This is a genomic window from Nocardia sp. NPDC051929, assembly GCF_044548645.1.
GTDB lineage: Bacteria > Actinomycetota > Actinomycetes > Mycobacteriales > Mycobacteriaceae > Nocardia > Nocardia sichangensis.
Genome location: NZ_JBIUCG010000011.1, coordinates 59,075 through 72,258 on the forward strand (window position 1 = coordinate 59,075; position 13,184 = coordinate 72,258).

Annotated in this window: 9 protein-coding genes; 4 read left to right on the plus strand and 5 right to left on the minus strand. The window is 67.3% G+C overall.

The genetic code is table 11. From position 1 onward, the window contains the following. Positions 1 to 243 precede the first annotated feature (243 nt). Positions 244 to 4,773 carry a HAMP domain-containing protein gene (locus ACIHAX_RS16055; RefSeq protein WP_397278182.1) on the plus strand — a complete coding sequence of 1,510 codons (4,530 nt, stop codon included), beginning with the start codon at positions 244 to 246 and terminating at the stop codon, positions 4,771 to 4,773. Then, positions 4,773 to 7,154, plus strand: coding sequence for a SpoIIE family protein phosphatase (locus ACIHAX_RS16060; protein WP_397278184.1), 2,382 nt, complete (start codon positions 4,773 to 4,775; stop codon positions 7,152 to 7,154). The genes ACIHAX_RS16055 and ACIHAX_RS16060 overlap by 1 nt, the downstream gene beginning before the upstream one ends. Positions 7,155 to 7,382: 228 nt before the next feature. On the opposite strand, the gene ACIHAX_RS16065 is transcribed toward ACIHAX_RS16060, so the two are convergent. The 3 genes from ACIHAX_RS16065 to ACIHAX_RS16075 all read right to left on the minus strand — a co-directional run bounded on the left by ACIHAX_RS16065 (position 7,383) and on the right by ACIHAX_RS16075 (position 9,534). Next, on the minus strand, positions 7,383 to 8,330 hold the full coding sequence (locus tag ACIHAX_RS16065; RefSeq protein ID WP_397278186.1) for an anti-sigma factor RsbA family regulatory protein: 948 nt from the start codon (positions 8,328 to 8,330) through the stop codon (positions 7,383 to 7,385). Next, complete coding sequence (locus ACIHAX_RS16070; RefSeq protein WP_356964031.1) at positions 8,327 to 8,674, minus strand: STAS domain-containing protein; 348 nt, start codon at positions 8,672 to 8,674, stop codon at positions 8,327 to 8,329. Before ACIHAX_RS16070 ends, ACIHAX_RS16065 begins: the two co-directional genes overlap by 4 nt. Before the next feature lie 230 nt (positions 8,675 to 8,904). Next, complete coding sequence (locus ACIHAX_RS16075; RefSeq protein ID WP_397278188.1) at positions 8,905 to 9,534, minus strand: hypothetical protein; 630 nt, start codon at positions 9,532 to 9,534, stop codon at positions 8,905 to 8,907. Between the two features lie 98 nt (positions 9,535 to 9,632). Here ACIHAX_RS16075 and ACIHAX_RS16080 point away from each other — a divergent pair, with 98 nt between their 5' ends. Together ACIHAX_RS16080 and ACIHAX_RS16085 are read left to right on the plus strand one after the other, a co-directional pair. Beyond that, complete coding sequence (locus tag ACIHAX_RS16080) at positions 9,633 to 10,307, plus strand: TetR/AcrR family transcriptional regulator (RefSeq protein ID WP_355079546.1); 675 nt, start codon at positions 9,633 to 9,635, stop codon at positions 10,305 to 10,307. Next, the gene (locus tag ACIHAX_RS16085; protein ID WP_397278190.1) at positions 10,304 to 10,942 is read left to right on the plus strand and encodes a polysaccharide deacetylase family protein; all 639 of its coding nucleotides are present in this window, start codon (positions 10,304 to 10,306) and stop codon (positions 10,940 to 10,942) included. Before ACIHAX_RS16080 ends, ACIHAX_RS16085 begins: the two co-directional genes overlap by 4 nt. A gap of 606 nt (positions 10,943 to 11,548) precedes the next feature. Here the strand turns inward: ACIHAX_RS16085 and ACIHAX_RS16090 are convergent. Both ACIHAX_RS16090 and ACIHAX_RS16095 read right to left on the minus strand, forming a co-directional pair. Next, positions 11,549 to 12,409: a fumarylacetoacetate hydrolase family protein gene (locus ACIHAX_RS16090; protein WP_397278193.1), complete on the minus strand. Its 861-nt coding sequence runs from the start codon at positions 12,407 to 12,409 to the stop codon at positions 11,549 to 11,551. A gap of 85 nt (positions 12,410 to 12,494) precedes the next feature. Further along, on the minus strand, positions 12,495 to 13,181 hold the full coding sequence (locus ACIHAX_RS16095) for a VOC family protein (protein WP_397278196.1): 687 nt from the start codon (positions 13,179 to 13,181) through the stop codon (positions 12,495 to 12,497). Between the last annotated feature and the right edge of the window lie 3 nt (positions 13,182 to 13,184).

A 13,184-nucleotide genomic window follows, 5' to 3' on the forward strand; every position in this document is an offset into this window, starting at 1 on the left:
GCTGGATGCAGCGCTCCTTTCGCGTGCCGAACCTGATGGCCATGCTGCTGCGGGCTGGGCCGTTGGGCCCTTCCAAATCGCTTCCGCTAAACCGGACGCCGGGCATCGCGTCTCGTGAATGATAGTTTCAAAGCGATATGCGCGGGTGTCTCTGTGTTCAGCAGCCAGCACAGCACCGCTGGTCGGCGATCCCGTCGTGCGCGGCATCGCGTCCGAATGGGGTGGGGCAGAGCGAGGATGAGCATGACAGACACGGCGGCACCTGCCCGCACCGCATCGAGGCAGGCTGTCACGGCCGCGGATCAGGTCGAGTTGCGCCAGCTACTGGCCGGATTGACAGCCGTGCGCGACGGCGATTTCGGCACCCGGTTGCCGACGGACGCCGACGGGTTGCTCGGCGAGATCGCGACGGTGTTCAACGGCATGGTGGACCAGCTGTCGCTGTTCACCTCGGAAGTCACCCGGGTCGCGCGCGAGGTCGGCACGGACGGGCGGCTGGGTGGTCAAGCCGAGGTGCCCGGCGTGTCCGGCACCTGGAAGGACCTCACCGACTCGGTGAACGCGATGGCGGGCAACCTCACCAGCCAGGTGCGCGACATCGCCCAGGTCGCGACCGCGGTGGCGCGGGGCGACCTGTCCCAGAAGATCGACGTGGACGCACGCGGTGAGATCCTCGAGCTGAAGAACACGGTCAACACGATGGTGGACCAGCTGTCCGCGTTCGCGGACGAGGTCACCCGCGTCGCGCGCGAAGTCGGTTCTGAGGGCCGGCTCGGCGGTCAGGCGGAGGTGCCCGGCGTCGGTGGCGTATGGCGCGACCTCACCGCTTCGGTGAACTTCATGGCGGGAAACCTGACCGACCAGGTCCGCAACATCGCGCAGGTGACGACCGCGGTGGCGCGAGGCGACTTGAGCCAAAAGATCACAGTGAGCGCCCGTGGCGAGATCCTCGAGCTGAAGAACACCATCAACACGATGGTCGATCAGCTGTCGTCCTTCGCCGACGAGGTCACGCGGGTATCGCGCGAGGTGGGCACCGAGGGCATCCTCGGTGGCCAGGCGGATGTGAAGGGCGTCTCCGGCACCTGGCGCGACCTCACCGACTCGGTGAACTTCATGGCGGGCAACCTGACCGCGCAGGTGCGTTCGATCGCTCAGGTGGCAACCGCGGTGGCGCAGGGCGATCTGTCGCAAAAGATCAGAGTGGACGCCCGTGGCGAGATCCTGGAGCTGAAGAGCACCATCAACACGATGGTCGACCAGCTCTCGGCGTTCGCCGACGAGGTCACCCGCGTGGCCCGCGAGGTCGGCACCGAGGGCAGGCTGGGCGGGCAGGCGGACGTGAAGGGCGTCTCCGGTACCTGGAAGGACCTCACCGAGTCGGTCAACGTCATGGGCGACAACCTCACCGCGCAGGTGCGTTCGATCGCCCAGGTCACCACCGCGGTGGCCCGTGGCGATCTGAGTCAGAAGATCAGGGTGGACGCCCGCGGCGAGATCCTGGAGCTGAAAGAGACCATCAACACGATGGTCGATCAGCTCTCGGCATTCGCCGACGAGGTCACCCGCGTGGCCCGCGAGGTCGGCACCGAGGGCAATCTCGGTGGCCAGGCGACTGTGCGGGGCGTGTCGGGCACGTGGAAGGACCTGACCGACAACGTCAACGTGATGGCGTCGAACCTGACCGGCCAGGTGCGTTCGATCGCTCAGGTCGCCACGGCGGTGGCGCGCGGTGATCTGAGTCAGAAGATCACCGTGGAGGCGAAGGGCGAGGTCGCGGCGCTTGCCGGGGTGATCAACACGATGGTCGACACGCTGTCCGCGTTCGCCGACGAGGTCACTCGCGTCGCCCGCGAGGTCGGCACCGAGGGCATGCTCGGCGGCCAGGCACGCGTGCCGAATGTGGCGGGCACGTGGAAGGACTTGACCGACAACGTCAACTCCATGGCGAACAATCTGACCAACCAGGTCCGCAACATCGCCCAGGTCACCACCGCGGTCGCGCAAGGCGATCTGACCCGCAAGATCGACGTGGACGCGCGCGGCGAGATCCTCGAGTTGAAGACCACGATCAACACGATGGTCGACCAGCTGTCCGCGTTCGCGGCCGAGGTCACCCGCGTCGCCCGCGAGGTGGGATCGGAGGGGCGGCTGGGCGGCCAGGCCGAGGTCGAGGGCGTCTCGGGCACATGGAAAAGGCTGACCGAGAACGTCAACGAGCTGGCGGGCAACCTGACCCGCCAGGTCCGCGCGATCGCCGCGGTCACCAGCGCCGTCGCCGAGGGCGACCTGACCCGCTCCATCACCGTGGAGGCCTCCGGTGAGGTCGCGGAGTTGAAGGACAACATCAACGCGATGGTGGAGTCGCTGCGCGAGACCACCAAGGCCAACCAGGATCAGGACTGGCTGAAGACCAATCTCGCTCGTATCTCCGGTCTCATGCAGGGTCAACGCGACCTGCACGTGGTGGCCGGGCTGATCATGGACGAGCTGGTGCCGTTGGTTTCCGCGCAGTTCGGCGCGTTCTACCTCGCCGACGACAGCGACGAGCGGCCGGAGCTGCGGCTGATCAGCTCCTATGGCAGCCCGGAGGAACCGGGCAGCCCTTCGCGGTTCGCCTTCGGCCAGTCCCTGGTAGGCCAGGCCGCACGCAGTCGCCGCACGATCGCGGTGGAGAATGTGCCCGGCGATTACGTCACCATCTCCTCCGGGCTCGGGCAGACCGCACCGGTCAACCTGCTCATGTTGCCGATCGTGGTGGAGGAACAGGTCCTCGGCGTGATCGAGCTGGCTTCCGTGCACCGCTTCACCCGCATCCACGGGGATTTCCTCGACCAGCTGATGGAAACGGTCGGCGTCAACGTCAACACCATCATCGCCAACGCCCGCACCGACGAGCTACTGGTCGAATCCCAGCGCCTGACCACCGAACTGCAAGCCCGTTCCGAGGAATTGCAAGTGCAGCAGGAGGAACTGCAGCGATCCAACGCCGAGCTGGAGGACAAGGCGGCACTGCTGGCCATGCAGAACCGCGACATCGAAGCCAAGAACCTTCAGATCGAGCAGGCGCGGCAGGAACTCGAGACCCGTGCCCAAGAACTCGCGCTCGCGTCGAAGTACAAATCGGAATTCTTGGCCAACATGAGCCATGAGCTGCGCACCCCGCTCAACAGTCTGCTGATCCTCGCCCAGCTGCTGGCCCAGAACCCGAGCCGCAATCTCACGCCCAAGCAGGTGGAGTACGCGGGCATCATCCACTCGGCGGGCTCGGATCTGCTCCAGCTGATCAACGACATCCTCGACCTGTCCAAGGTGGAGGCGGGCAAGATGGACCTCACGCCCGAACGCGTGTCGTTGCGTCAGTTGCTGGACTACTTCGAGGCCACCTTCCGGCCGATGACCACCCAGAAGAGTCTGCGCTTCCGCGTCACGACCGCACCCGGCCTGCCGTCGGACCTGCTCACCGACGACTCGCGGCTGCGGCAGGTGCTGCGGAACCTGCTGTCCAACGCGGTCAAGTTCACCGAGACCGGGTCGGTACAGCTGCGGATCGAACCGGCGGAGGCGAGCGAGTTGCCCGCCGCAGTGCGCCAGCACGGCCCGGCCGTCGCGTTCCGGGTGATCGACACCGGGATCGGCATCGCCGAACACCAGCTCGAGTCGATCTTCGGCGCCTTCCAGCAGGCCGACGGCACCACCAGCCGCAAGTACGGCGGCACCGGCCTGGGTCTGTCGATCAGCCGGGAGATCGCCTACCTGCTCGGCGGCGCCATCAGCGCCGAAAGCACGCTGGGCGAGGGCAGCACGTTCACCCTCTACCTCCCGGTCGCGCGGCCGGACTTCCAGGAGGCGCCGCCTCGCGAGCGGGACGACACGCAGCAGGCCGACAGTCGGCCGGAGCGCACCCCTGCTCCCACACCTCAACAGCACCGCAGGCTCCTGGTCGTCGAGGAGCGCCCGCAAGGCCTGCTGTCGCTGGTCGCGCAGAGCGCTGTCGCCGAACTGGCCGACAGCAACGACCCGCGTGGTCCGGTTCAGGTCGTCACTACGGTGGGGGTGGAAGAGGCGGTGGCGGCGATGGCCGCCGAAGCGTTCCATTGCGTCGTGCTCGAGCTGGACTTGCCCGACGGCGCCGCGCTGCGGTTCCTGGAGACGATGGACGGGGACGTCGCATTGAGAAGCGTCCCAGTACTGGTTCACAACCGCCGGCTCGACGCCGAGCAGGAACGCATGCTGCAACATCGCGCCACAAGCCAGCCGCTGGAGCTGCTGTCCAGCCTGGACGATCTGCGGGAGCGGATCGCGCTGCACGTCACCGCCGAGGCACCCGGCGACTTGCTGCCCTTGGTCCGTCGCGAAGATGCATCCGCCCCGGCGCCACAGCGGCCGGACGGCAAGCTCGCCGGCCGCACGGTGCTCATCATCGACGACGACGCCCGCAACCTCTTCGCGCTCAGCAGCATCCTCGAACTGCACGGCATGAGCGTTCTACACGCGGAGGACGGGCGGGAGGGCATCGACAAGCTCATCGCCCACCCGGAGACGGACCTGGTCCTGATGGACGTGATGATGCCCGAGATGGACGGCTACACCGCGACGGCGACGATCCGCGAGATGCCACGGTACGAGAGCCTGCCGATCATCGCCGTGACAGCCAAGGCGATGCTGGGCGACCGCGAGAAGAGCCTCGCCTCCGGAGCCAACGACTACGTCACCAAACCGGTCGACGCGGACGCCTTGATCGCGTGCATCCAGCACTGGCTGGATGCCTGATGACCGACCTGGACAACCCCTACACCGAGGCCGGCGCGGCAGCTGACGCTTCCTCGCCCGTTGGCCCCGCGGTCCACCGCCTCGCGGCCACCGTAGAGCGGCTGCGTGCGCAAATCCAACAGGCCCAGGCCACCGCCGACGGACGCGCGCTGATCGAGATGGCCAAAGGCGTTCTGGTCGAACGGCTGCACTGCGGGCCCGCGCAGGCGGCACGGCAACTCGAGGCCCTCGCCGAGCGAGCGGGCATCACACCGCTCGAGTTGGCCGCCGAACTGGTCGACCAGTCGGCCCAGGACAAGGTCAGCGCGGTGGTGGGCGAGTTCTTGCTGCGCGCCGCCTCACCGGGAGAGCCATCCGCGGCCGTGCGCTTGCGTACGGCCGAAAGCGGGCTGCTTGCAGCCGGTGACAGTCAACGTGTCGCGGAGTCGGTGCTGGAGCACGCTCTGACGCCGCTGGGCGCCACCGCCGTGGCGATCTGGTCCGCAGGCGCCGACGCGTCGCTGACCCTGTCCGGTTTCGCCGGCATCGGCCCCCACGAGGCCGAGCGCTGGCGATACGTGCCGCCCGGTGTGGTGACTCCGGCCCGGCAGGCGCTGATGGAGCGCAACGCGGTATGGATCGATGACCTGAACCGGGCCGGGCCGCCGTCCATCGGTGACCGCGAGGGCGGCAGGGCGGCGATTCCGGCGGGCGCGGGGGGCAAGCTGCTCGGCGTCCTCGAGGTGTGCTGGCCGCAACCGCTCGAACCACAGCCGCCGCAGGTGCTCCGGCAGTTGGAGGCACTGGCCGAGCTGTGCGCACACACCTTGGAGGCGGACCTCGCCGCCGTGCGGGCGCCGGACCGCCCCGGTGTCGCGGATCTCGTGCGACTCGCGGACGGCCTTTTCGACCCGGCGCTCGTGCTGCTGCCCCACCTCGGCGAGGACGGCGCACTCGCCGACTTCCGCATCCACCATGTCAACAGTTGCTTCGTCGACCCGGCCGGGCGTCCGCGCGGCCTGGTCAACGGCGCGTTGCTGCTCGAGGCGTACCCCATGGCGGCGAGTGACGGGCAGCTGTTCGAGCGGATCGAGCACGTCTTCGCCACCGGCGAGACCTACCGTGCCGACCGAATGATGCTGACCGAACTGGTCGGCCAAGTACCGCTGACCGTCTCGACCGCCCTCAGCATCAGCCGCCACGGCGACACCGTGCTGCTGGTATGGCGGGTGGAGGACGAGACGGCGCGGCTGGCGGCGCTGCTGCAGCACGCACAGCGCCTCGGCCGCGTCGGCGGGTTCGAAGAGAACGCCGCAAGCGGCGAGATCACCTGGAGCAGTCAACTTTTCGCTCTCTACGGGCTCGCGCCCACCGCGGAGCCGATCCCGCTCGCGCAACTGCCGGGGCACGTCCACGACGACGACGTGAATGCCGTCGACCGGTTCCTGCGGACCTTGCTGCGCTACCGCCGCTCGGCTTCCACGGCCTTCCGGTTGATCCGGCCGGACGGCGTGACCCGGCACATCCGGATCGTCGCCGAGCCGGTCCTGGAGGCAGGTCACCTGGCCGCCATCCGCGGCGCCTATCAGGACATCTCCGCGCAGCACTGGACCGAGGTCGCGCTGTCCGCGACACGCGACCGGCTGGCGCACAGCGAGCAGCACGCCGCCGAACAGAGCCAGCTGGCCCGGCAGCTCCAGCAGGCGATCATGCCGGACGCGCAGCCGTCCATCGAGGCGTTCGGTCTGCGCATAGCGGTGCGATACCGGCCCGCCGAGCAGGAATACACCGTCGGCGGAGACTGGTACGACGCGGTCGTGCTGCCTTCCAAGCAGATCCTGGTGTCCGTCGGCGACATCACCGGCCACGGCGTCAAGGCAGCCACAGGCATGGTGGTGCTCCGCAACGCCCTGCGTGGCCTCGCCGCCACCGGCGCAGGTCCAGGGCAGATGCTGACGTGGCTGAACCTGGTGGCCCACCACCTGACCGACAACATCTTCGCCACCGCCATCTGCGGGCTCTACGACCCACAGACCCGCGTCCTGCGCTGGGCCCGCGCGGGCCACCTGCCGCCGGTGCTGGTGCGCGCAGGCCAGGCGTCCAGCTTGCCCCTGCTCCAAGGGATGCTCCTCGGAGCTGTGGCGGAGACGACGTTCGAGGAAGCCGAACTGCAACTGGAGCCGGACGACACTCTCCTGCTCTACACCGATGGGCTGATCGAGCGCCGAGACCGGCTGCTGGACGACTGCATCGAACGGTTGCTCGTGAGGTCGGCACAGCTCAGCGGAACCCTGGACGAGCGCCTGGACGAATTGCTCGACGGCAGCGATGCCGATACCGACGACGACACGTGCGTGGTGGGTATTCAAGTGGGGCCGGGTCAAGACTCCCCGGGCAGCTGAGACCGGCCGACCGAGGACGCCGGTGCGAGTCCGGTACGAACTCGGCACGCGGCGACGGTGGAAAGTTCTGCCTCCGAGACCTTTCGCGAGGCCGAAAGTGCAGTGAACTCGTCACGGGCCGGTCCGCCGACCGCCCTTGCGCGCTCCGGCTCGCAGAGCGGCTGGGGCGTCGGCGCGCCGCAAGGTGCTGGTGCGCACGGACGGTGCCGCCGGGTGCAGAGCGCGGTGCTAAGGCGAATCGCGATCCAAGTCGAAGTGGAGCTGGATGGTGGTGCCGTGCGGGGTGGTGTGGATTCGGACGAGGTCGGTGAGCTGGTTGACCATCAGCAGCCCGCGGCCGCCTGGGCGATAGGACTGTGCGGGCAGGCGGCCCGCGAGGCGATTCGTGATGTGTCCTTGATCGCTGATCTGGTAGCGGATCTCGTTCTGCTCGGCCCACATCGTGAGCCTGCCGTGCCCACCGCCGTGGACGACCGAGTTGGTGGTGGTCTCCGCGATCACCAGTTCGAGATCGATCTCGCGGTGCTCGGGCATGCCGGCGTCGCGGGCGTAATCAATGGCCAGGCGCCGGATGTGGGGCAGCGACGTCGCGTCGAAGGCTACGGTTGCGGAGGCCGCGGGCGGGGAGGGCAGTTCTCTGTTGTAGAAGTCGACGATGTGGTCGGGGTTGTAGGCGCTGCTCGTTCGCCGGCCCGCGTGATCGATGAGCACAGGGTGGGTAGCGTGCGCGTCGTTCAAGACCTGGGTCGAAAGACGCTCGGTGTCATAGGGACACAGGATGCTCACTTCCCGCCCGGTGAATGCCGCGTTGATCAGAGCCTCGTGCTGAACGCAGGCTGGATACTCCAGCGACGAGCGTCCGGCCCAGATCGGTTCGCCGATGATTCGCACGCGTCCGGCGGGGTACTTGTCGGCGAAGGCGCGAAGCACGCCGGGAATGATGCGGCCCGGGTTGCGGCCTTCGACAGTCATGTCCATCAGCTGGACCGAGGCGGCGTCGGAGCCCAGTGCAGTGCGCAGAAGCGACAGATTGGGACCGGGGACCGCCACCGCGACCGGTTCGCCGTTCTCGAGTCCTTGGCGGATGAAGCCGAGGGTGCCCGCGAGGTACTCCGCCGTGTCGCGGTAGAACAGCGCGGGGTGCACGAATGGGTCGGTAACGCCAGGCAAGCTCATGTGTGCACTACCTCGATCGTCTGTAGAGAGGGCCAGAACACCGCGAGTACCCGAAGCATCATCGCCGGGGGCCGATGTACCACGATTCGCCGAACCTCCGAGGATCGGGTGGCGGCTTCTACCAAAATCGAGGTTCCGTAAGTGTCGATGAACGTAAGGCCGGACAGGTCCAAGTGGACGTCGTGGTCCCTGGCAGTCAGTTCCGAGACAGCCTCGCGCCAGGTTTCGCGGGTGGTGAAGTCGACCGAGCCTGCGCATCGCAGGCCAGGGGGACTGCAGATCCGAGACGTCCGAAGCGTCGAGGGACCCGGGGCAGCCCGACTGAGCCGGAGCGCGGGATCCACTGGCTCACCGACCTCCCATCGGCCATCACGAACAGGACGCGCAGGATCTTACGCTTGCGTTCGCAGCCGCCGGTCGCGGGCTCGAGCGCGGATTGGCCGAGGCGTCGGCGTATCGCTAGACGAAGCTGTCGCCGATGATGTGTTCTTCACGTTTCGTCGCCGTCTCCTTCCGGAGGTCGCCGTGCCGTTGTCGAGCCGCTCACCGTGTTCGCGGCGAGGTGGCGGGCAGATCAGGAGCGCGGTACGTCGAGCACAGATCCGGGCCGGCCGGACTCGGTCCGGTCCGTGGTGTCGATGAACGCCGAACTCCACTGGCCGTCCTCACCGGAGGTGTGGTTCGCCTGTTCGCGCGCCCAGGCGAAGTGGTGGCGCGCCGATGCCAGCAGCAGCGGCCCGGTGAGCAGACCGGCCGCGACGAATCTCAGGTCGGCGCGCCGTGTCTCGGTCAAGACCGCCCCCACGCCGCCGATTCCCCACAGCCACAGCACCGTGTTGTAGGGAGGCAGCAGATTCTGCTCCATGCCCTCGGCCTCATCCAGCCAAGGGAAGATGCCCAGTCGGCGCGACCACGGCCAGTCCACGAAGTGGACCACTACCGATGCGATCGATACCCCGGCATTGAACGCCAGTACCGCTTCGTCGGCTCGCCCGCGCGGACGAGCGCTGCGCAGCAGCAAGGCCGGTGCCACTGCCCACAGGACGTTGGTGGCCCGCCTGCCCAGCCACGGTTCCAAGAAGACTCCGACCCCGGCCCAGCGTTCGAACCAGTTGTGCCCGGTCCCGCCCAGGGTCGCCAGCACACCGAATGGCCGAAGCGCGGATCGCTGCGCACGCGGTCGACGGCTACGTTGCCGTGTCATGGTCCATCCTCCTAAAATTGATGATCATCAACTAACTGGGACAACCCAGATAGGCGGAAAAATTGATGATCGTCAATATTTTGTTCTAGACTGGCCGCATGACCACTGCCAAGCGCCGCGGGCGCCCCTCGTCGGCGGAGGAATCACCCGCCGCGACGAACGACATCCTGGCTCGGGCGCTGGCGATGTTCGCCGAGCAGGGCTTCGAGGGCACCTCCGTCGCCGCGCTCAACCGGGAGCTGGGCGTAAGCCACAATCTGATCCATCAGCGCTTCGGTTCCAAGGAGGGACTGTGGCGCGCGGCGGTGGACCGGGCCTTCAGCGCGGTCGCCGAGGAACTCGATCTGGAGTTGGAGTTGGCCGCGGTCGGCGTTCTCGACGCCGCGCGCCTGGCGATCGTGCGATTCCTCGAGGTGCACGCACGCCACCCCGACATCCTGCGCCTGGTCTCCGTGGAGGGCGCGGCGGCCAGCGCTCGATTGGACTACCTGTTCGAGGTGCACGTGCAACCGCTCTACACGCGACTGACCGCGCCACTGAAGGTGCTCGTCGATGCCGGGGTGATGACCAGCGCCGATGTGCGCAGTCTGCATTTCCTGGTCGCGCACGGGGGGACCTCGCCGTTCAGCCAGGTGCCGTTCGCACGGATGCTCGACCCCCTCGACCCCATGGGTCCGGATGCGGTGCGGCAGCACGCGGAGTTCGTGGCGGACATGATCGTGGCGGGACTGCGCGCCCGGGGTGCCTGGAACAACGATGGGACTATCGCGTGAAGCTCACCCTCAGTTTCGACAACGGGCCGACCGAGGCGACGGCCGAGGTGCTCGACGTTCTCTCCGAGCGCGGTATCAAGTCGAGTTTCTTCGTCATCGGTGATCGGCTCGTCGGCGAGGACGAACGTGCGCTGGCGGAACGCGCTGCCCGCGAGGGACATTGGATCGGCAACCACACTATGAGCCACTCGGTGCAGTTCGGCGACAGCGACGATCCTGATCTGCCCGACCGCGAGATCGGCGCGGCCCAGCAGCTATTGGGTCCTTTGGCGCATCCGGGCAAACTGTTCCGTCCCTACGCCGGTGGTGGTGTGCTGAGCCGCCGGGTGTTCAGCACGCCGGCCATCGATTACCTGTGCCGACACCGCTACACCTGCGTACTGTGGTCGGCGATCCCGCACGACTGGGATGAGCCCGACCGGTGGGTGCGGCGCTGTCTCGACCAGATCAGCAACCAGCAGTGGAGCTTGGTCGTCATCCACGATCTGCCGACCGGCGCCATGAAGCACCTGCCCGAACTGCTCGATCGTCTCGACACCCTAGGTGTCGAGGTCGTCCAGGAATTCCCGCACACCTGCATGCCGATCCGGGACGGCGTGCTGACCGGCGACCTCACCGCCGTTACCACGAACTGACCACTCACCGAGAATTCGATCGAAAGAAGCCCCCCGGCATTCCGACTCCCCCATCCGGCGAATCTCGTCGATTCTGATCACTGCTCACTGAGACAGAACCGCCGCCGCGGCGGACGGTATCCGCTCGCACGCTCCCGGAAATAACGTATGCCGATAAGAAGGCAGCAAAGCGAGCCGTCGACGCGTCACACGTCCCGGTCGGCGAATGGTTCCTGGCTGCGGTCGCCGCAGGACGAAGCCACACGGCATGACTCTCTCCACCGCGGACTAACACAGCAGATGCTCGGCATGGGGATGGTCCATACTCGGAAATCGTCAGTGGACTGGTTCGCTGCGCACCGGAATCTCGATCCGAAAGGGCGGTTGTCGTCGGTGACGCTGCTGCGCCGCCTCGGCAACCAGTCCCGGGAAACCGTCTCTGCACGGCGTCCGGGAACTGGGCCGAGTTGTCGGGACACTCACGTTGCCGCGGTTCCGGTCTGCATCGACGTTGCGAGAGCAGACCATGGCGGTCACCAACCGGGTGGAGGCGCTCCCCAGGTTCGCCGCGCGAGTTGACACCGCATTTGCATCCCGTGTTGGCGGTCTGTCGAGGTCTTCGCGTCGCTATGCGACTGTGCAGGGGTTGCGCAGCTCGCCGAGGCCCTCGATCGTCGAGCGCAGCGTGTTGCCCGGGGCGAGGTACCGTGCCGGGGTCTGGGAATAGCCGACGCCGGCCGGGGTGCCGGTGAAGATCAGATCGCCGGGGTACAACTCGCAGATGCCTGACAGGTGGGAGACCAGCGCGGCGACGTCGAAAATCATCTGCTTGGTGCGACCCGATTGCACGGTCTCGCCGTCGAGGACGGCTTCGATGGCCAGATCGTTGGGGTCGTCGAGTTCGTCGAGCGTGGTCAGCCACGGGCCGATCGGCGCGAACCGCTCGTAACTTTTGGCGAGGCTGAATTGCGGTGGGGTTCCGGCCATTTGTGATCGACGCTCGGAGATGTCCTGGCCGATGCAGAATCCGGCGACGTGGTCGAGGGCCTGTTCGGTAGCGATGTGACGTCCGCCGCCACCGATCGCGGCGACGAGTTCCACCTCCCAATCGCAGGTGCCGGTAGGCAACGGGATCGCGTCACCGGGGCCGGTGATCGCGGAGGCGAATTTGGTGAACACCAGTGGGTTTTCGGGCAGGGCGAGCCCGGTTTCGTCACTGTGGTCGGCGTAGTTCAGCCCGACGGCGAAGATCTGGCGCGGCGCACGCACCGGCGGACCGAGCCGCGTCAGATCGGTGAGCAACTGTGCGCCTGTCACACGGGCATCGACACGGGGCCGATTGCCGCTGAACCAAGCGCGGATCTGCCGTATGTGCGCGACGGCCTGATCGGGATCGCTGGGCAGGACGCCGTCGGAGGCGTTGGCGAGGTCGATGATGCCGGTATCGGTGACGAGCGTGGCACGGCCGTCGAGATTGGCGAGCTTCATGAGAGGGGCGGATGTCCTTTTCGGTCGGGTGGGCCGTGCACCGCGGGGACGGTGCGGTGCACGGTCGGCCATGGGGTCGCCGCGATCAGTCGAGGCGGACCGGCGGATCGGTCTGGCTGGCCATCTGCCACACCAGCTCGTCAGGCATGGCGATGATCTGCCGGTAGACCTCGTCGGGATAGGCCATATGGGGTTTGGTCTCGTCGTAGGCCGGTTGGGCCACCGGCTCGGCCGGTCGGATGAATGGTGCGGGGTGCTTGTAGGTTTCGAGTTCCTCGGCGCTGATGCCGTTGAGCTCGACCACTTCCGGGTCGATCCAGGCGCGGTCGTCGATGGCGTCGCCGGTGGTGAGTTCGACCAGCAGACCTTCCGGGCCCGCGAGGTAGAGCGACCGGCAGAACCCGTGGTCGATCGGGCCGAGCACGACGATTCCTCGACTGCGGATGCGGTCGCGCAAACTCAGCAGTTCGTCGAGATCGCGTACATGCAGTGCGACATGCTGCATGGCACCGGGGGCGACCGGTCCGGTCGGTTCGGCGGCGTGGGTGACCCCGAGCTCGCGAGTGTCGGGGTTGTCGGGGTGGTACACGAACGCGATGTAGGAGGTGGGGTTGAGTTCGACGAACCCGTGCCAGGCGCCTTCGGCTCCGTGCATGCGGTACAGCGCCTTGAGCGGCAGGCCGATGACATCGGTGAAGAACGCGATCTGAGATTTGATGTCGCGGGTGGCGATGGCCAGGTGGTTCACGCCGATGGGTTGGGTGGCGGTCATGAT

Coding starts and splice junctions, on each gene's coding strand:
- ACIHAX_RS16055 (WP_397278182.1), top strand. CDS start 244: ATGACAGACACGGCGGCACCTGCCCGCACCGCATCGAGGCAGGCTGTC.
- ACIHAX_RS16060 (WP_397278184.1), top strand. CDS start 4,773: ATGACCGACCTGGACAACCCCTACACCGAGGCCGGCGCGGCAGCTGAC.
- ACIHAX_RS16065 (WP_397278186.1), bottom strand. CDS start 8,330: ATGAGCTTGCCTGGCGTTACCGACCCATTCGTGCACCCCGCGCTGTTC.
- ACIHAX_RS16075 (WP_397278188.1), bottom strand. CDS start 9,534: ATGACACGGCAACGTAGCCGTCGACCGCGTGCGCAGCGATCCGCGCTT.
- ACIHAX_RS16080 (WP_355079546.1), top strand. CDS start 9,633: ATGACCACTGCCAAGCGCCGCGGGCGCCCCTCGTCGGCGGAGGAATCA.
- ACIHAX_RS16090 (WP_397278193.1), bottom strand. CDS start 12,409: ATGAAGCTCGCCAATCTCGACGGCCGTGCCACGCTCGTCACCGATACC.
- ACIHAX_RS16095 (WP_397278196.1), bottom strand. CDS start 13,181: ATGACCGCCACCCAACCCATCGGCGTGAACCACCTGGCCATCGCCACC.